14 protein-coding genes are annotated in these 19,524 nt (G+C 43.0%); 7 read left to right on the top strand and 7 right to left on the bottom strand.

The annotated features are described in order from the left end of the window. The first annotated feature begins 51 nt into the window (after window positions 1–51). Entirely contained in the window at window positions 52–951 is a 900-nt protein-coding gene (locus BSZ04_RS07050; protein ID WP_088879976.1) for a LysR family transcriptional regulator, read from the top strand. A gap of 198 nt (window positions 952–1,149) precedes the next feature. Further along, window positions 1,150–2,982, top strand: a complete 1,833-nt coding sequence (locus BSZ04_RS07045) for a putative bifunctional diguanylate cyclase/phosphodiesterase (RefSeq protein ID WP_088879975.1) — start codon at window positions 1,150–1,152, stop codon at window positions 2,980–2,982. Window positions 2,983–3,014: 32 nt separating this feature from the next. Here BSZ04_RS07045 and BSZ04_RS07040 read toward each other — a convergent pair whose 3' ends face one another. After that, complete coding sequence (locus BSZ04_RS07040; RefSeq protein WP_071235019.1) at window positions 3,015–4,304, bottom strand: peptidoglycan DD-metalloendopeptidase family protein; 1,290 nt, start codon at window positions 4,302–4,304, stop codon at window positions 3,015–3,017. A 123-nt stretch (window positions 4,305–4,427) separates the two neighbouring features. Continuing rightward, window positions 4,428–5,057: a hypothetical protein gene (locus tag BSZ04_RS07035; protein WP_088879974.1), complete on the bottom strand. Its 630-nt coding sequence runs from the start codon at window positions 5,055–5,057 to the stop codon at window positions 4,428–4,430. 198 nt (window positions 5,058–5,255) lie between these two features. On the opposite strand from BSZ04_RS07035, the gene BSZ04_RS07030 reads away from it, so the two are divergent. The 4 genes from BSZ04_RS07030 to BSZ04_RS07015 all read left to right on the top strand — a co-directional run bounded on the left by BSZ04_RS07030 (window position 5,256) and on the right by BSZ04_RS07015 (window position 10,633). Then, on the top strand, window positions 5,256–5,657 hold the full coding sequence (locus tag BSZ04_RS07030) for a GFA family protein (RefSeq protein ID WP_088879973.1): 402 nt from the start codon (window positions 5,256–5,258) through the stop codon (window positions 5,655–5,657). Between the two features lie 152 nt (window positions 5,658–5,809). Continuing rightward, window positions 5,810–6,481, top strand: a complete 672-nt coding sequence (locus BSZ04_RS07025; RefSeq protein WP_038882723.1) for a YoaK family protein — start codon at window positions 5,810–5,812, stop codon at window positions 6,479–6,481. A 459-nt stretch (window positions 6,482–6,940) separates the two neighbouring features. Further along, window positions 6,941–8,305, top strand: a complete 1,365-nt coding sequence (locus BSZ04_RS07020) for a YjiH family protein (protein ID WP_010452623.1) — start codon at window positions 6,941–6,943, stop codon at window positions 8,303–8,305. 456 nt (window positions 8,306–8,761) lie between these two features. Then, window positions 8,762–10,633 carry a methyl-accepting chemotaxis protein gene (locus BSZ04_RS07015; RefSeq protein ID WP_088879972.1) on the top strand — a complete coding sequence of 624 codons (1,872 nt, stop codon included), beginning with the start codon at window positions 8,762–8,764 and terminating at the stop codon, window positions 10,631–10,633. Between the two features lie 355 nt (window positions 10,634–10,988). Here BSZ04_RS07015 and BSZ04_RS07010 read toward each other — a convergent pair whose 3' ends face one another. The 4 genes from BSZ04_RS07010 to ppiC form a co-directional block, all read right to left on the bottom strand. Beyond that, a complete protein-coding gene (locus tag BSZ04_RS07010; RefSeq protein WP_088879971.1) occupies window positions 10,989–12,146 on the bottom strand; it encodes an amino acid permease in 1,158 nt (385 codons plus the stop codon). 990 nt (window positions 12,147–13,136) lie between these two features. Continuing rightward, a complete protein-coding gene (locus BSZ04_RS07005) occupies window positions 13,137–15,233 on the bottom strand; it encodes a methyl-accepting chemotaxis protein (RefSeq protein ID WP_088879970.1) in 2,097 nt (698 codons plus the stop codon). Between the two features lie 439 nt (window positions 15,234–15,672). After that, a complete protein-coding gene (locus tag BSZ04_RS07000; protein ID WP_088879969.1) occupies window positions 15,673–17,022 on the bottom strand; it encodes an alpha-amylase family protein in 1,350 nt (449 codons plus the stop codon). A gap of 486 nt (window positions 17,023–17,508) precedes the next feature. Continuing rightward, entirely contained in the window at window positions 17,509–17,787 is a 279-nt protein-coding gene (gene ppiC / locus BSZ04_RS06995) for a peptidylprolyl isomerase PpiC (protein WP_010452635.1), read from the bottom strand. Window positions 17,788–17,997: 210 nt separating this feature from the next. Here ppiC and BSZ04_RS06990 point away from each other — a divergent pair, with 210 nt between their 5' ends. After that, window positions 17,998–18,912: a chemotaxis protein gene (locus tag BSZ04_RS06990; protein WP_010452636.1), complete on the top strand. Its 915-nt coding sequence runs from the start codon at window positions 17,998–18,000 to the stop codon at window positions 18,910–18,912. Window positions 18,913–18,930: 18 nt separating this feature from the next. Here BSZ04_RS06990 and BSZ04_RS06985 read toward each other — a convergent pair whose 3' ends face one another. Further along, complete coding sequence (locus BSZ04_RS06985) at window positions 18,931–19,467, bottom strand: ATP:cob(I)alamin adenosyltransferase (protein ID WP_045394566.1); 537 nt, start codon at window positions 19,465–19,467, stop codon at window positions 18,931–18,933. Between the last annotated feature and the right edge of the window lie 57 nt (window positions 19,468–19,524).

Genomic DNA, 19,524 nt, shown 5'->3' with positions numbered 1-19,524 from the left:
TGATAATAAACTAAAATGGAAAGGCATTATTTCCTATTAGGATAGAATAGTATGGATTGGATTCAGAGCGTGCGGAGTTACATTCGTGTGGTAGAAGAAGGAAGCTTCAATGCGGCGGCTAGAAAGCTCAACACGACCAGTTCGGCGATTAGTAAGCGTATTCAATGGCTAGAAGACAAGATTGGCGTGCAATTGCTAAAAAGAACAACACGGTCAATAAGCCAAACCGAAGCTGGTGCGCTTTTTTATGAGCGTGCTAAGGTACAGCTCGATTCTTGGCAGTCGGTGTTAGATGAAACACGCTCAGTAAACCAGTCCCCTGCAGGTCTACTTAAAATCGGAGCCACTCTTGCGGTAGGATCAAAGTTTCTAGTGCATTATCTGGATGATTTTCTCGATCAATACCCAGACATTAAACTTCAGTTGTTTACAACGTTACCAGGGCAACTTCCAGAACTGAGTTTGGATTTATTTATTAGCCGAGAACTGGAACAGCTCAACTCACTTAGTTTCAAAGCAACGCCCCTTTTCGAGCACAAAGCCCAGTTTTATGCGGCACCCAAGTACTTAGAGAAATACGGTTCCCCTCGCTCAATAGAAGAGCTAAGCACCCACAACGTACTTATTTGGGGTGAAAAACCATCTAGAGACGTTAAGACCATTCATGGCCATCGGTTTACTATATCTGGCAACTTCTCTACCACTAATCCTGAAGCCTTATTTCACGGCGCTAAGAGAGGAATGGGAATTATACTGACTAACAATGTCATGATCAGAGAAGAGTTGAAGCAAGGCAACCTTGTCCCTGTATTGCCCGAAATTACAGCAGACGAAGCAACTGTGTATGCATACTACCCCAAGCTAGACTACCAACACACTCGTACTAAATTATTTCTAGACTACCTAAGGAAACGCTTAGAAGATGAAAAAAATGAGCTGCTTGCATTGTAATTCATCGTAGTGCCGATGCTCATACCGATTGATGCCCGTAGTGAAGGAAGTTCTTTTAGGTATTTTCTCAACATTGAGATAAGTTGAATTTGAAAAATATTTAGTTTTCACCGATATTTAACGTGATGCATATCGAAATAATTTGAGATTTAGCGTGTAACAAAAATATCAAAATCACGAACAAAGAGATAACGTCAGATGAAGTATTCACTAGATGAGTCACACATCAGCGTCTCGGATCTAGAAGAAACGTTAAGCCTTGATGGACTCGACTTACTAAATAAAACGACATTAGACCTACATCAGAGGTTTGATAGCTATTGCACATGTGTGGTAGAGGTGGCGCATTTGTACCATCATGCAGTCACCCTATCGTTCGCTGAGAACAATCAAATTATTGACAACAGTACCTACGGACTTGAAAAAACGCCTTGCGAACAGGTATGTGCGGATATTGGCAAACAAGTATTCTATCAGGATGAAGTCTACAAACTCTTTCCAGAAGACATCCTGTTACAAGACGCCGGAATACAGGCTTACATTGGGTTACCGCTAAAGAACCACAATGGTGATGTTCTGGGCATTATTCATTCCACATATCAACGGCCAATACTCGATGAAGAAGCCCAAGAAATAATCAGGCATCATCGATTCTATGCGAGCTTAATCGTCCATAGTTTAAGAGAAAAGTGGATCAGCGAACGATCTGATAAATTGCTCAATCAGCTCAGTTACGAAGTTTCCCACGATAACTTGACTGGCCTTCTCAACCGTAGTTGTTTGGCGGACTCACTAGAAATGCTAACGCAGCAATCAACAAAGCCCTTTCACCTTGCCTACCTTGATATCGACAATTTCAAATCCATCAATGATATCAACGGCAACTACATTGGCGATCAAATCATTAAGTTTACCGCCAATGTCATTCAGCAAACTTTGGGGGAACAAAATAGCGCGTTCAGAGTCGCAGGTGATGAATTTGCTTTTATCACTTTTGAAAAAGACCCCGTGACGATCTGCCAAGAAATACTCGATAAAATTGAGTCCGGATATCAAGACAACGCTAATCGAATCAACTTTACCGTCAGTATCGGATTGGCGAAAGCAAGTACAAGTCTGACAAACAGCGATGAGTTAATCTTGAATGCCAGCCTTGCCTTAAAAGACTGTAAGAAGCATCGAGACATTTCCATTCAACCTTATGACACGCATCTGAGCGCGATATACCATAAACAAACTCAGCTTATTGAAGCACTTAGAGATATTTTACGCCATCCAACTTCTGAAAATGATGAGCTATATGTCGTCGTGCAGCCTATTGTCGATATCACTCAAGAACGATGGGATTACTTTGAAGCTCTTGCACGTTGGAACAGTAGAAATTTCGGTCCAATATCGCCGATGGAATTTATTGGAGCAGCAGAGCAATCTGGTCTCATCGTAGAACTCGGTGAACGGATCATTGAGCTCGCTTGTCAAGCAAAACAGCAATTGGAATCTCAACTTGGCTATCCGATCAAACTTAGCGTGAACTGTTCCGCCTATGAGCTACTCAACTCAAAACGCTATATTAACCATCTGACTGATACAATCGAAAAATACGGGCATCAGCCTTGCGATTTCGTTATCGAGTTAACTGAGACAGTATTGCTTGCTCAATCAGGGCAGGAAAGACTGGTTCTTGACTCACTTCGCTACCTCGGGTTCAAAGTCGCTCTAGATGATTTTGGTACTGGTTACTCAAGCTTAAACTATATCCATAGTTACCCAATTGATAGCATAAAAATAGACGCAACATTTATTCGAAATATGCTAACCAATCAAACGTCAGAGCAGGTGGTTAAGCTCATCACTCAACTAGCACAATTGCTTGGTGTCGATTTGGTCGCAGAAGGGGTCGAAGACGATATTGCACTCAATAAACTTGTAGATATTGGCTGCCATAAAATACAAGGGTATCACTTCTCTAAACCAATGGAAGTAGCAGAAATGGTCTGCATCATAAATGAAAGAGATATTAAAAGCGCATAAAAAAGGCCAAACACTGTTTGGCCTTTTTTAGATTAAAGAGATGCTAATTCTTGTTTATGCAGCAAACGATCCATTTCATCTCGTTTCGCAATAAACGCAGCCATATCTTTCTTAGGTACCGAGCTCGCCATTGGTATATTCGCTCGCATTGCATTCACTGGGCGCCCATATTCAATTAACTCGTAATGAAGGTGCGGTCCAGTTACGCGACCAGTTTTACCCGACAAACCAATTCGTTGACCACGAGATACTTTCTGCCCTTTCTTCACTAAAATTTTGCTCAAGTGTAAGTAGCGCGTCTTATATTTACTGCCGTGTTCAATCACGACATAGTTACCAGCATAAGGGTGTTTACGGGTCATAATCACTGTGCCATCCCCCGTAGCCTCGACAGGAGTACCAATAGGCACTGCCCAGTCTGTACCATTATGCGGCGCAACACGCCCAGTTACAGGATGAAGACGTTTTGGATTAAAGCTTGAGCTTATACGCCAACTGCGACTTACTGGGTAACGTTGGAATGCGCGTTGAAGACTCTCGCCCTTAGCATTATAGAACTGACCATCGGTATGAAGGTATGCAGAAATCTCACGACCACGATTGTAAATCTTGATCGCTTCAATTTCATTCTTACCTGTAGCAATACCATCAATCGTTTGAGAACGGCGAACCACTTCAAAACGATCACCTGCACGCAGGTCCTTTCCAAAATTGACTTGCTCTTTAAGCAAATTGACGACTTGACCTATTTCAGCTGTCGTCAAACCTAATCGGTTGGCAGAAGATGAAAAACTACCATTTATAACACCAACTAAAGGTTGTTGATGCCACACACCAGGAATAGAAACGTCTTTGAAGTCATAGCTACCGTCATTGTTTCTTTGATACACAGCTTTATCAGCAATGGAGAACTGAAGCTCCATTTTTTCTAGGTCACCCGTTTCTTCATTTCGCCAAAAGCGAAGCGTATTACCAGGTTTTAGTGTATCGAGTGCTAAGAAGTTGAGGTCTGTTTCCATGACCTTCATTAAAGAGCTATAACCAAAGCCAAGCTGGCTAAAAATTGAACTTAGATTATCACCAGCTTGAATTTGATACTCAAAACTTGGAGGCGTGGTCACAGCCAGAGATGCCGTTTTGGCATCTAGAATTCTTTCTACAACCTGTGATTCAGGTAAATTGAGGGCGATCGTTTTGGTAAGAGAAGACTCGTTGATCGAGTGAGAAACACCAATCGCAACAAACACAGGTAAGGAGTACAGCAGTAACGCTTTACGGCTTGTGAAGCTAGGAAACCGCTTTGTTGACACATTTTCAGACACGGGAATTACTATCTCCTTATAAATAAGGCTCATAGCTTATGCATTCCCGAATCAGAAATCACTAGCAAATTACGAGATCTAGCGCAGAAAATGCCTATTTTTTACATAAGCAAAAAAAAATCATCACTGTTGCATACTCAAGCTATTACCTACACGAAGAATTGTCGCTGAGATCAATTGATTTGGTTGCTCCGCGAGCGCTTGTTCTTTGCCATGTTCAAGATAAGAAAGCGAAACTTTCGTATCACTCACCCATTCCAGCGATGATATTTTGATGCGGTCTCCAAGAAAAACACTATTGAGCAACACTACTCGACTTGGCACTGCATCAAACTTGAACAATCCGAGATAATAAAATGCGCCTGAACCCTGTGTTGTTACAATCACTGGCGCAATAATCCAAGGTGTACCATTGATGTCTCGTTGAGCAACAAACTCGGTAGGAACCAGCACTTCACCCTTGGTCGCGCCCGCATCGTATTGACCTTTCAATAAGCCATGTTCTTTGTCCCATTCATCTAGAAACGTCACCGCACTTTGTTCAGGGACTTGAACCGTCCACGGATTTCGTGACTGAATCCCAAGTACTTCCGCTACGATTGAATTAGTTTGGGTCTGAGTTTGAGGAAACTTCGCCATGATGTCTTCATCGGAAAGGCTAAAACGGTAAATACCAGCAATCACCACAATGGCCAACAACAGCACAGGGATGAGAAGAATAAGTGGAATAGGTAGAATTCTCTTACGAGTCATGCGGGCTTCCTTGTGTTTGTTCTCATAATTCTGCGATGAGTATATACCAATTCAATCGTTAAGACCGCAGTACGATTTTGACTCAAGTGTTTCAAAGTTAAACTAAACTATACTCAAGTGATTCGCTAGCAGCCTAGTTGCTCCCAGCACTACAACATCACTTCAATCACAATAACTGACATCCAATAGGTAATAACAATGACAACAATCACCCACACATGCGAGTGTGCCTGTGGTTTGGTTCAACTACGTTGTATGGCAGAACCCATTAGGACTTCAATTTGTCATTGCTTCGAGTGTCAGAAACGCACTGGAAGCGTCTTTGGCGTGCAAGCCAAGTTCAATAAAGAGCAAGTGATCTTAGACGGTGACGTGACGAGTTATACGCGATTATGTGATTCTGGCAACCAAGTACAATATGAGTTTTGTCCAGCTTGCGGCACCACAATGCGTTTATTATTGTCAGATGCGACTGACTTTGTCGTCGTTCCGGTAGGTTTGTTTAATAACAATGAGTTCCCACGGCCTACTATCTCTATTTACGAGCAAAGGAAGCATGGATGGGTGCATTTTGAATGTACTATGGAGCATATCGAATAGAAAAGCGTGTAAGGTCGCAGGCCATAATATTTGAATCCGCTCAACAATAGTTGAAATTTTATTGAGAATGATCAACCGAGTATCGTGTGAAAGGCTTTCGTTATAACTTGTAAGCGCTATAATCTGCTCCTAACATTTGGTGAGGCTTCATTGTGATTTCCAGACTTCCTCGTTGGGTGGAATATGGCGCGTTTCTGCTGGCTCTTCTGGCCGGTTGCGTCAATGCCGTAGGACTACTCGGCTTTCAACATCAAGCGATAACACATCTTTCCGGAACGGTAACTCAGCTAGGGAACAGCCTTTTAGTCGGTGTGGACAGTACCATCCACCTACTACTCATTGTATTCAGCTTTTTAATTGGCTCAGCCTTTAGTGGCTTCTTTATTGAAAGTAGCGCGCTAAAACTAGGACGCCGCTACGGTGTAGCGCTTTGTATTGAAGGAAGCTTACTACTTCTAAGTTTGGGCTTCTTAGTGCAGGGCGACGTATACGGCCAATATCTCGCTTCGGCGGCTTGTGGCTTACAAAACGCAATGATTACAACGTTTAGCGGTGCCGTAGTGCGAACAACACACATGACGGGGATTATCACTGATCTTGGGATAATGATTGGCGAAAGTTTGCGTGGACGCCAGTTTGATAGAAGAAAAGCAAAACTATTTATCTTTATCTTCTTAGGTTTTTTACTTGGTGGTACAGCGGGAGCTGCGCTTTTTAACGTCTATGAGCTTTATGCTTTGGTGTTTCCTGCATTATTGGCATTTGTTATTGCTATCGCTTACTGGGGCTACCTTTACTTGCTCAGCCGAAAGCAAGCCGCATAGCACCTATCTCTGATCTAATTTCAATGACGGTTTAAGTAATACTCCTAAGCCGTCCTTCCCTACTCCTTGTGCTCATTTCCAAATATGTTTATCAAAGTCTGATCTGACTCTTTACAATTAGTGCCACCAGGATGAGAAGCTCCTGAGGCACCCTTGAGATCCGAATCACATTTACTATGCTTTTTATTGCTCTAGTCACATTGTGTTGTCTAGCCGAATGCAACGAGCAGTTTGCGTGCTACAATTTTCTAACACGAGCAACAATTTCATATACAAGATTCTAGTTTTGATCAGATTAGCCGAAAAAACGGCTGAATAACTAGATGTATTTAATGAATAGTATTGCAAAGGGTACAGTTTGCGGGTAATCTCCGCACACTGTGATTAAATACGGATGTTTAGTGAATATTTATGTCATGGAATATGGCGAGTATTGACTAGTAGTAACACGAGACAAATATGCATAACAACACTAATGCTGCTGAAGCGCCTAAGGGCAATTTCTGGATGTTCTTCATCCCATCCCTGATTGGTCTTCTACTCTTCATGGCTCCTATCTCTTACGATGGTGGCCTGACAATTCCCGTTGCAGTAATGGCAAAAGTCATTCCAGCAGTTCTTGGCGATACATTAATTGCTATTGTAACCGCTATTATTGCTTTTATGGCTGTCGCTTCTGTTCTTTGTAAAATTTTCAAGCCAGCAGCAATCCTGCGTAACAGTTTCTTAAACGGTTTGTTTAACCCATCACCTCTCTGGTTGTTTGTTCGTCTCATTGGTGCTGCGGCAGTATTGATGACATTCTTCCAAGTTGGTCCCAAAGCAATCTGGGAAGAGAATACTGGTGGTCTTGTTTTAACTGGTCTTCTACCGACATTATTTGCAGTGTTCATTTTTGCGGGTCTTCTACTGCCACTGCTATTGAACTTCGGTCTACTTGAACTATTTGGAGCACTGCTCAGTAAAGTAATGCGTCCAGTGTTTAACCTACCTGGCCGTAGTGCGATTGACTGTATGGCTTCTTGGCTAGGTGACGGCAGCGTCGGTATCCTGCTAACCAGTAAGCAATACGAAAACAACTTCTACACTCAACGTGAAGCGGCGGTTGTTGGTACTACCTTCTCCGCAGTATCCATCACTTTCAGTTTGGTTGTTCTTGCTCAAGTTCAGCTAGAACACCTGTTCCTACCTTTCTACGGTGCAATCTGTTTGGCAGGTGTCATCGCCGCGATCATTATTCCTCGCTTACCACCATTAAGCCTGAAGAAAGATCGTTACATGGACGGAAGTGAACCAAAGAAAGACGCTGATGCAGTTCCAGCAGGTCACACAACATTCTCTTGGGGCATGGATCTTGCGCTAAAACGCGCTGGTCAAGTGACTTCTGTACAGTCGGTATTTAAAGAAGGCGTACATAACGCTATCGATATGGTGTTTGGTGTGCTGCCTGTTGTAATGGGTCTTGGTACCGTGGCTTTAGTAATTGCCGAATACACATCCGTATTTGAAATCCTAGGTCAACCATTTATCCCGTACCTAGAGCTTCTACAAGTACCTGAAGCGGCGGCTGCATCTCAAACTATCGTTGTTGGCTTTGCAGACATGTTTATCCCTGCAATTCTTGCTGCCTCAATTGACAATGAGATGACGCGTTTTGTCGTTGCTGCAATGTCAGTAACCCAGCTTATCTACATGTCTGAAGTTGGTGCTCTACTACTGGGTAGCAAGATTCCGGTAAATATTGTCGAGCTATTTGTTATCTTCATCCTGCGAACATTAATTACACTGCCTGTAATTGCAGGTGTAGCGCATTTGATTTTCTAAAGTTCTTTTTCCTAAGGCCCTGCTTTTGCAGGGCTTTTTATTACGCCCAACTCTGAGATCAACATAAAAAGTAAACACAACAAAATAGAGCTCTAGCCAACACCTCTCCCACTTAGTCTCATAAGTGAAACACACAGATTACATTTAATCGATTCAATTCCCCAATAAGATTGATTTTATAAACCTCACACCATCCCATCTCGATTGACAGCAAGCGACAAACATTTCGTTTTTTGACACTTTTATTATCAAACTTTATCAAGATGACCAAACTCACACATTTAGCTCAATGTTGCTGTGAAAGTTAAAAAACATGAAAAATCCATTCAGGAATCTGATAAAACTGTCGATAACAAAATAACAACAACACGTTTTTTGCTATCTGTTGTCGTAAATCATCCCCCCAATAAGAGATGAATCAGAGATAGTGTAAACAGGGAGACTTGAGGAAAATCTATGAAATTCAGTCATAAAGTAGTAACCGCGTCCTCGATTTTATTGTTAGTGACAGTTTCGCTTCTGTCTATTCAACAGGTAATGACGGTACGTTCAGAAATCGAAGATCATATCAATGAATCACTAGGGGAGATTCTAACGAGTGTTGGGAACACCGTTGAGTCTCAAATGGATGCAAAAAAAGCACTGGCACAATCTCTAACAGAAGTAATTGAGTTAGCTCCTAAAGACCGACAGTATGTAAAAGACATTCTTGAGCAGCCCAAGCCTAAGTCAAGCTTTCTCGCGATAGGTTTCGGTTACCAGGCTGACGGTTCAGTCATCGAAAATGATGACAACTGGGAAGCTGGTTCTGATTATGACCCTCGCCAACGTCCGTGGTTCCAAGCAGCAAAGAATCAAGGTAGCCTTGTCGTTACTGACCCTTATGTCGATGCCTCCTCTAAAAATGTCATTATCTCTATCGGCACCCCAGTAAAAGAGAATGGTCGATTCATTGCAGGTATGTTCTACGACTTAGAGCTTACTAAGCTGGCTGAATTGGTAAACCAGGTAGATGTATTTGATGCGGGATACTTATTCCTTGTAACCAACGACGGTACAACTATCGCGCACCCAGAAGCTGCAAACAATGGCAAAAAGCTGTCGAGTTATCTACCCCAGATTGACTTAGGTAAACGTGAGCAACATATCGAAGTCAATGGCCAAAGCTTTATGGTGAGCTTATCTCACATTAAGATCGAGAATTGGTACGTAGGTGCAATTGTTGATGAGAGTATCGCTTACGCAGCCGTAGATAAGTTACGTACTAGCGCAATCATTTACTCACTTATTGCCGTAGTATTTTCAATTGCTGCGCTTACTATGTTGATTCGATTCTTGATGCGACCATTAGATGAGCTGAATTCCGCTATTCAAGGTGTTGCTTCCGGTAAAGGTGATCTAACTCAACGCTTGTCTACAGAGACAGATAAAGAGTTTTCCGAGTTAGCACATGGCTTCAATACCTTTATGGAGAACCTTCAGCATCAAATTATCGAGTCCAAGCAAATCTCTGATGAGATCTTAACGGGAACTCAGTTAACTGCAGAAGGGGCGAAAGGATCAGCTTCTGCGATGCAAACTCAGCTGCAAGAGCTTGAGCAATTAGCAACAGCTATGCACGAGATGTCTGTAACGGCGACAGAAGTTGCGAATAATGCTCAAGGCGCCGCAAGTGCAGCGAAAGAAGCGGACGAGGCCACCATACAAGGTTCCAATGTAGTTAATGAATCAACTGCAACGATTAACCTACTTTCAGACAACATCGACCAAGCAGTTGAGGAAGTTCAAGGCCTTGAGTCTGCAACAGCGAATATTGAGACAATCTTGAAAGTAATTAACGATATTGCTGATCAAACTAACTTACTTGCACTGAATGCAGCCATCGAAGCTGCTCGCGCAGGCGAATCCGGTCGAGGGTTTGCCGTTGTAGCTGATGAAGTTCGTACCCTAGCACAGCGTACGCAAGAATCTACGACGGAAATTCGCAGCATGATTGAACAACTTCAATCCGGCGCATCTTCTGTGGCGAGTGCGATGCACCAAAGTAAAAATAGTGCCGTTGAGGCGGTTGATAAAGCGGAACAAGCAAACGGCGCTCTGCAACGAATCCGTGATTCAATTCAGCAGATCTCTGATATGAACTTGCAAATTGCCTCTGCTGCAGAAGAGCAAAGCTTGGTTGCTGAAGAAATCAACAATAACACGGTCAATATTAAAGATTTGTCGACACAAGTATCTCACTCAGCTGACCTTGCCGATGAAGCTATGCAGAAACAAAATGAAAACGTTCGTAAACAAGATGAAATTCTAAACCGCTTTACAGTTTAGATACTTCTCTTTTTTAACCGACAAGCAAGCAAACAGCGAGCCCATGTGCTCGCTGTTTTTCTATTTATAGAAAGAAAGCATCATTCCAACGACTTTGAAAGAAAATCGCTTCGACACTCGGTTCCCCTTTACTTTATAACTTGTTCGCCATCATAAAGAGAGTAACAGCAAGTCATGTCAGCCTCTGGCGAGACAATTTCGCATTAACGTCAAATATCATCGCGATTTATCAGGCAATGGGCAGGCCATACACACAGCTAATGCAGCACTAACACCTTCGCATAAAAAAGCCGCTTGCCCAATTGTGGACAAGCGGCTTTCTATAGTTCAATTACTGTGTGTTCGTCGAGTCGATTTATACCGCTTGAGCGAACAGCAAGAAACAGCCGAACAGGAAGATAATGCTCATCCCCATCGCACCACCACCCGCTTCGTACACACTGCTGTCTTCTACAGGTACACGACGCACTTTCATGGTCATCGATAGTGGAACAAACACCGCTAGGAATACAAGGATAATACCTGCGTAGCTAAGGATCGCTAAGAAGTGCTCTGGAGCGAATACCGCACCAAGTAACGGCAGAATAAACGTAGTTACGAATACCACTGGCTTACTTGCTTTTAGAAGGTCTGCATTTTGGTCGTAAAGCGCCATTGCCACACCTAAGAAAGACGTCAATAGTGCCAAGCCAGTAAACATAGACAGGATGAACTCAAGACCTGTGTACTGCTGACCAAGAACAGAGATCAACTCAGACACGTTTGAGAATTGAACAAGTTCATGTGGTGGCAAGTTACCCACTACCGCGAACAACCACAGTATGTAACACACAAGAGGAATCGTAGAGCCAACAATGATCATGTTGCGTAGTTGGTTTTTGCTCGCTTCTTTGTTGTAAGTGACCAAAGAAGGAATCACCACCATGAAACCAAAGCTTGTGAACAGAACTGAGCTTTGTTTGATCAGTGCCATTTTGTCTGCGTTCACTACTTCACTTAGGCCTTCAAACGATACATTTGGCGCAAGAGAGAGCAGCGTTAGAACAAGCGCGACAATCATACCGATGAACAAGCCACGGTTTAGCTTATCAACAACGCCTGTACCAGCTGATACGATAAGACCAACCAAAACGGTAAAGCCAACTTGGCTAGAAATAGTAGAAAGTGGTAGGCCCAATGACGTGGTCACTTTTTGTACCAAGTCACCAGCACCGATGATGTAGGCCATCAATAAGCAAACAAGCAATGCGTACAAAAGACCGTTAGTAACAAGCTGACCGCCTTTACCAAGGGTTTCACGAGCAATGGCGTTCATACTCACGCCACCACCTACTTTACAGCTTGCTTCCAACAGAAGAAGTGCCGCATAAGTCGTACCTGCCCAGATGAACAGCATGAGAAGAGTGCCCCATAGGAGGCCAAATTGAGCTAGCACCATTGGTATAGCGAGCATACCAGCGCCAAGAGCAGTACCTGCAACGATCAGGGAGCTGCCGACAAGTTTTGAGTTCACGGTTAATACCTCTAAATTTAATCCGTTTTGTTGTGACTTATCGTGCTTTTGGTTCGAAGCACGATCTACGGAGACCCCCTACCCTGCAGCCAATAAATTCACTATGAAACAGAAACTCAAGGTGCAAAAAGCCTAAACTCAAGATGGATCTATCCTGTCTGAGTACATTAGGGATGTAGGGAATCATTTCCGGGCAGAGTTCAATTAACGGAATGTCTCACTTTGGGTTCGAAGCAAAATCAGCGCATCCTTTTTCGTCAATCCCATTCTCTGCTGAATGGATTTGGTTCAAAAGGATTGTAAGGCATAAATAGGACGATTGAAAAGCAAAAGCTCCATCTTATAGCCATATGTTTTAACAACTATCAGTTGATGCAACAGATATGTTGTATAACCGCCGATTATTTAGTCTTTTGTTGCTATAGATCGTAGGAAATGAGCTGTAGCGCTCAATTATTAAGGTGTACATGAAAATGTACACTTTGTTAGAAGGTGTTAGAAACCCGGAACATAGCCTAGATTCAGCAATATCGTTATTATTCGCACCGTACCGACACGTTTCGGTTCACATACCTCTAAACACTGATTTACGGTTCGAAAATATAGGTAAATGAGTGTTCCGAATGCTGGGTTTGGTTCCCCAGCATTTTTATTCTTCTTGCTATTCTTTCTCTGGCTAAGCCTATCCTTTCCAGCACCCTGCTACAGCTATTTACACGCGTCCTGTTCCCCTATTGAAGATATATACTCAAGTAACTTCAAGGTGCAGGGTTCAGAGCGTTGTCAATGATTCTCTGTTTACCGAAAGTAAGCAAGGAAAACAACGAAGCGGAATAGCTAGCTCTTTTCAAGTTGTTTGACGAAGCTATTTAGGTGGCAAAGAACGTGCTTCAGTGACACGCTCCCGAAGGGCGAGGTTATTTGAGTATAAAAAAGGCAAGGTGCCTAATGACAACCCTGCCCAACTTCAACAATCGTCTTATATCGCAACTAGGATAATTTGAACTTGCTTAGTTCACCATGTAACTCGGTAGCCTTTCGCGTTAGCTCATTACTGATTTCAACAGAAGATGTCATCGAGTCCATCACATCCATTGCGGTATCGTTGATAGTGACAACGTTGCGATTAATTTCTTCCGACACCGAGCTTTGCTCCTCAGCAGCCGACGCAATCTGATTGTTCATATCATTAATTACTTCGATAGCATGATTGATTTCAGAAAGCGCTTGTTGCGCAGCTTGAGTTTCATCTCGAGTATCGACAGCTTGTTGCTGACTTTGCTCCATCAAAACAACTATTGATTGAGTCTCTTGCTCTAAACGAGCCAGCATAGTACGAATTTCTTCAGTAGAACCTTGAGTCCTTGTTGCCAAATTACGCACTTCATCTGCCACAACCGCAAAGCCTCTACCAGCCTCTCCTGCGCGAGCCGCCTCAATGGCAGCATTTAAAGCAAGTAAATTTGTTTGCTCCGCAATACCGCCGATTTCAGTCAAGATACCTTGGATGGCGGTGCTTGACGCAACAAGGTTTTGCGTTTGGCTCTGTGCATCACTCACTTGACTAGCAAGATGTGCCACCGCGTTGGCTGCGTTGTCCATTCTAGCCATGCCATTCACACTATTGCTTTGCACTTGGCTCGCTGCTGCTGCAGCTTGAACCGCAGAGTTTGCCACTTCATGAGCGGTTGCACTCATTTCATTGATGGCTGTAGCGAGGGAGTTCACCTCATTAACTTGAACGTTTAACTGCTCTTTCGAAATATCAGCACGCGTTTGGCCTTCAGTTGCGCTTTTGTCAACTTGATCAGCCGTTTCAGTGACCGTTAACAGCATTTCCTGTATGCGGGCTAGGAACGAATTGAACCAATGCGCTAATTGAGCCGTTTCATCTTTCCCTTTGACCTCAATTCGATAGGTAAGATCGCCTTCTCCTTGTGCCGCATCTTTAAAACGCTCGACTAAGTTCGTTAGTACTTTGCCTAACGAGTTAGCGATGAATGCCATTGCCAAAATACCGACAAGTGCCGCAATCCCACCAGCCCAAACACCTTTTTCTATGGCTGACTGGTTCTGCTCGTCGCTCCATTGCTCATAGTCAGCCACACTTTTTGTTAGGTGGCTACTAGGAACCGAAACAATCACGACCCATGGTGCATCATTGGTATCAATCGAAGTTATAGCGTACTCATTGCCATCAAACGAAATAATTCCGATCTCTTTTTGTGTCGCTAACGATTGGATATTTTTCCACTGTGATAGTAATTCGGAAGGTACTTTCATCCCTACAGAAGCAGAATCATCACTGTTCGCAAGAACAGCGCCCTTCCAAGAGGAAATTAGAATCTTACCTTGGCCCTCGAATAAACCGCTCGCTAGATTCTCACTTTGTCCTTGTAACTCATTTAGTGATAAATCAAAGCCGACAGAACCAATGATCTCGCCATTCATTTTGATTGGCTGGCTGATTGTAGTAATTAGCTCTTCTCGACCACGAACCGGATACATGTACGGCTCCATAACAAACGTTTTACCCGTTTCATATGGTTTCAAATGCCAGTCATCTTTACGTTCACCACTACTATTGAGTTCAGCGTTGCTGAAGCTTTCCATTGCAACAACATCAAAGCTATTTTTGGAATTAGGAGAGAAAAATGGTGCCAAATAGCCTTTGGTATTGAAGCCGTCTTTTATGTCAAATGCTGTTTCACTAGGCCAAGACATGTCTTGCCACACCATATATCCAGCAAATACAGCTTTATTCTGAGCCTCCAAAGAAGCGATGAACTGTTTTACCACCGCCTGTGGTGTAGCACTAGACTCTGCACTTAATTCGAGAATTGATCGCACTTGTTTCAGGTTGGCAAGCACTGGCTCCAACTGATTTGAAATACTAAGCTCCTGCTGTACAGCGGCATTTCTTAGATCAGAGGTGGTCGCATTTGTCAGTTGGTTTTTTACTTGTGTTGTAATCTGTTGATTTACTTCAGTGAAGGCACTGGTTGTCATCCCCATCGCAATCAATAAAGTGAAAGCCATTGCACCACCGGCGCTCACTGCAATTCTTGTTCGTATACTGTTAAACATACTTGTTTCTCCAACAGGCTAGTAGCTGGATTAATATTTAAATAAGGTAGGAAAGGAAATTGTATCTAACAGGTGTGAATGGAGAATGTCGTGATGTGAATGAAATACGAACTGATTATGAAATTACATGAACAACACTATATCGTTTAAAGTGTACAAGGCGGGAAAGTAAAGATGTTTATTGAGTGTGAATCTATCTATATCTCAACTAACGCAATGATATTATAAATATTTATCAGAATTTAAAGATAGTTACCGGAGATACCGTGATCTCATGACTGAACAACTTGCTGCGGCCTATCTAACAAATTTGGGCAACCAATAACGTGACATTGTTCACACAATATTTTTCTTAAATATCTGTAACTTAGCTGTAAATAAATCCTATTTTCATATAAATACCCTTCTCCACTATGAGGAGAAGAGTATTTAAATCGATCTAGCAGTTTACCAGCATCATAGCGTTAAGAGCTGGTACCTTAATGGGGTGGCCAAGTTCAAACTTTTCACCTGAGAGTAGATCCGTAACTAATGCATCGCCAGGTAGCTCTAACGTCTGGGAGCGTAGAGACTTGTTAAGAACCAAAATCCCCTTATCACCTCGCTGCAGCACAAGCATATCATCATTACCTTCTACCATTCTCATCGGCTCACCATGCGTTAGGTTGTGAAATGCGATCATCTTCGCCATTCGAGGATCACGCCATGAGTTTTGCCAACGAGGATTTCCAAGACGATCTTTGATACCACTTGGGTCAAGATCGGTATATACCAAAGGGACTCCTCCGTCGCGCCCCATGATATACGCATACGCTAACCATTCTTCTTCCTCACCCATTACATGCTCTAAAAATACATCATTGTTTGGGATATCGTGAGTAATGGCAAAGGTGATAGCTCGGCCATTGGATAACGCCTGCCCAAAGCAATACGGATCGATGAGTGACTTGAAGCTACCACTTTTCTTAAGCGCTTTCGAGATTGTTGAAAACAGCGGAAAATCATACGCACCGAGTCGTGTTTCTTTCAAATAAGGTTCAAGAAACAGCTCATATTCTTCTTCAGTCGCGCCACCATCAGTAATTATTTCACCGAAAATGTGGACGTCATGCGTGATATCCTCAGTCCAAACCTGCTTCAAGTGCTCCAGCGTCATGTGCTTTGCTGCATCAATACGGAACCCCTTCACGCCAAGCTGTTTCAAAGCTTGAAGATACAGTCTCTGCTGAGCGACAACATGCTCACACACTCGTAAGGTAGGTAAACCCGGATCGGTCGGCCCCCCTGTGATACGGCCATTTTGTACTTGCCACTTATCTTTCCAATCTTTGATTCCAAAAGCTTCGACAAAATCATTTTCATCAAACAGCGGCTCAGATAAGTCCCCAAATAGAACGAGGTCTTGATACTTATCTGCATTTTGCTGGTACTCGTCCATCACAGGTTGGCGCGGGTACTGCAAATCCGCACGGAGATGGGCTTCATTAGCCATATGGTTAAATACTACGTCGGCATAAACTAATACACCTACACGGTCGAGAGCTTCAACCATGTTTTTGAAATCTGTGGTGTCTCCAAGTGCATTATCGATAACACGGTAATCTTGAGGTTGGTAACGCTGCCACCAGCGTTCGTCTTGTGCACTTTTCATTGGTGGAGAAACCAAAACCGAGCCATAACCTAGCTCGCTAATCTCCGCTGCACGTTGGCCAATATCAGCATACTTCCAATCAAAAGCATGCAAGATTACATTTGCACCCGTCGATTGTGTGTCTTGTAAGCCACTCATGTTTCTCTCCTCGTCGCGTTCGCTCACCCATTTATTGCTCGAATTCGTCGTGAGCGAATCCAATAGCTGAAATTATAAGAAGTATTGGCGCCTCTCCCTCCCCCCTAATATGTTTGTGCTAGGGGGGAAAAACGAGGCGTAGCTCCACCTTGGGTACGGCTTAAAGGAGTACTTGAATACAATGTTCACTAAAAACAAACACCAGAACGACTTAGAGGAACTCATAAGTATTTGTTTTAAAGGCATTTTTAAAATAAACATCGGAAAATAATGATATCGCTATTACGCCTTTCCTTGAGCACTTCGTCTAAGTCGATACGCAAATTCAATATGTAACAAATATTTAAGAAGACGAAACTGTAGCTTATGTCACAGTTGGTGCGGTTTATAAATTGACAGAAAAGAAGAGAAAGACTCGAAAAGATGACGAAAGGGGGACAAATAAGAACGCTAGATACAAAAATAGCGCGATAAACGCGCTACTTTTTAAGTGCGGTACAACACCTTCACTACGTGCCAACCGAATTTGGTTTTGACTAGATGTGGAGTTAGTACCTCTCCTGAAAAACAAACTTTATCGAACTGCGGCACCATTTGACCACGGCGAAATTCACCTAGATCGCCACCACGTTTACCAGATGGGCAAGTGGAGTATTTCTTTGCCAATGCCTGGAATTTAGCACCTTTCTTAAGTTGCTTAATGATGTCTTCAGCTTGTTCTTTGTGCTTTACAAGAATATGCAATGCAGCTGCTGTGTTTGCCATTTGTCTGTCTCTCACTATTTGTGGGGGCGCAAGTTTAACCAATGTATCCACCTACGCTCAAGCGTTAGTACACTTTTGTATGAAAATAAAAGTCAAATGAGATTTGCGATATTTCGTTAAGAGCTCAACTTTCTTCAGCCAATAGTTGAAGAGTAAGGATTATAAGATAAGATATACTACATAAATCAGTAACATTGATAAGGTTATTTCATGGCAAAAGTCGCAAGCAAAGCGAACCAATCTCAAGGCATGTTGGTGTTTAAACTCACCCTGCAACAGAACTTCGCAATTGGCACACTTAAAGTCCGTGAAATTGTTCCTTACATGCCAACGACCAAGATCCCTTATTCACATCACCATGTGATTGGAACCGTAACAATTCGCGATTTAACTGTACCCGTTATCGATATGGCTGCAGCGATTGGATTCCGTCCTATTCAAGAAGAGGAATACCAGAATTGCTATTTAATCGTGACCGACTGCTTACGTACGGTAGTTGCGTTCATGGTTCGAAGTATTGAGAAAATCATTGAATGTGATTGGAAAGCTATTGAAACACCACCAGAAAGTGCAGGTCACAACATCTTTGTAACTGGGATTACTCGTTATGAAGAGAAAATAGTTCAAATGCTGGATGTGGAGCTTTTGCTTTCGAAGATCTACCCTCAATACGAAAACACTAAGATTCCAATGCTGACAGACATCGAACGTGAACGCCTGAAAGCCCTAAGCATCCTTTTAGTGGACGATTCTTCTATTGCACGTAAACAGTTAAGCGATGCATTAGACCGCATCAATATCCCTTATCAGATTTGTAAAAACGGTACTGACGCGCTCGACTTAATGAAACGAGAAGCTGAAGCCAACCGCCCTATTGACCTTCTGGTGAGCGATATTGAAATGCCAGGATTGGACGGTTACGAACTTGCGTTTGAAGTTCAAAATGATGCTTCGCTGAACAATTCTTACCGTATTCTTCACACATCACTCTCTAGCGAGATTTGTGTCGACCGAGCTCACCAAGTTGGCGCGCATGAAGCGTTAGAGAAGTTCAATGCTGGCGAACTGATTGAAGCAATGCTGCGCGGTGCAAAAGAGCTAGAAGCAAAAGCGATGGCTTCTTAACGACTTTAATTTGTCTCGTTATTTACTTGGCATTGTGTAGCTGCGAGACACAAACTCCGTTTCTTCCACTTGATAGATGTGATTGATATAGGAAGCCAAGCTGTAGAGAACGTTGGCAAGCAGGTTTGAATATCGGAACAAAATTGGTGCGGGTTGCTTTTTACCCGAATGCTCTACCGCAACCAATGCACGAACGACCTTTTTGGCTTGGCAGCGACACAAATGCAATTGGCTGGAAGTTGGGTGACCACCGGGAAGTACAAACCCCTTAAAGCCGCCGTCAATGCGCGCTTTGATTTCATCGTAGTCGGCTTTGAGCTCATCAACTTCCGCTTCTGTAATTGCTAGCTTGCCGCGGATAGAACCATTAACATGGTACACGTTTGGCTGCATGCGAGTTAGGACGTCGCGGCTAAAATCATCCAACTCCATCGATAGCACAAGCCCAATTCGACTGCACAATTCGTCTGCCGTAATTTCAAAATCGCAGACCGGGCTGTCTTCATAAATGAATGGGTAACAAATCTCGCCAAGTTCCTTACTTACTGGTCTCATGCTCTTTCTCTGTGCTTTGGTTCTAATAAAAAAGGGAGTTAGTATAACCTAACTCCC

It is taken from the genome of Vibrio rotiferianus, from assembly GCF_002214395.1.
Taxonomy (GTDB): Bacteria; Pseudomonadota; Gammaproteobacteria; order Enterobacterales; family Vibrionaceae; genus Vibrio; species Vibrio rotiferianus.
This window is presented reverse-complemented; position numbering and strand designations above follow the sequence as displayed.

Bases quoted from the DNA above. Each gene is read 5' to 3' on its own strand.
- BSZ04_RS07050 (WP_088879976.1), top strand. From the start codon at position 52: ATGGATTGGATTCAGAGCGTGCGGAGTTACATTCGTGTGGTAGAAGAA.
- BSZ04_RS07045 (WP_088879975.1), top strand. From the start codon at position 1,150: ATGAAGTATTCACTAGATGAGTCACACATCAGCGTCTCGGATCTAGAA.
- BSZ04_RS07035 (WP_088879974.1), bottom strand. From the start codon at position 5,057: ATGACTCGTAAGAGAATTCTACCTATTCCACTTATTCTTCTCATCCCT.
- BSZ04_RS07030 (WP_088879973.1), top strand. From the start codon at position 5,256: ATGACAACAATCACCCACACATGCGAGTGTGCCTGTGGTTTGGTTCAA.
- BSZ04_RS07020 (WP_010452623.1), top strand. From the start codon at position 6,941: ATGCATAACAACACTAATGCTGCTGAAGCGCCTAAGGGCAATTTCTGG.
- BSZ04_RS07015 (WP_088879972.1), top strand. From the start codon at position 8,762: ATGAAATTCAGTCATAAAGTAGTAACCGCGTCCTCGATTTTATTGTTA.
- BSZ04_RS07005 (WP_088879970.1), bottom strand. From the start codon at position 15,233: ATGTTTAACAGTATACGAACAAGAATTGCAGTGAGCGCCGGTGGTGCA.
- BSZ04_RS07000 (WP_088879969.1), bottom strand. From the start codon at position 17,022: ATGAGTGGCTTACAAGACACACAATCGACGGGTGCAAATGTAATCTTG.
- ppiC (WP_010452635.1), bottom strand. From the start codon at position 17,787: ATGGCAAACACAGCAGCTGCATTGCATATTCTTGTAAAGCACAAAGAA.
- BSZ04_RS06990 (WP_010452636.1), top strand. From the start codon at position 17,998: ATGGCAAAAGTCGCAAGCAAAGCGAACCAATCTCAAGGCATGTTGGTG.
- BSZ04_RS06985 (WP_045394566.1), bottom strand. From the start codon at position 19,467: ATGAGACCAGTAAGTAAGGAACTTGGCGAGATTTGTTACCCATTCATT.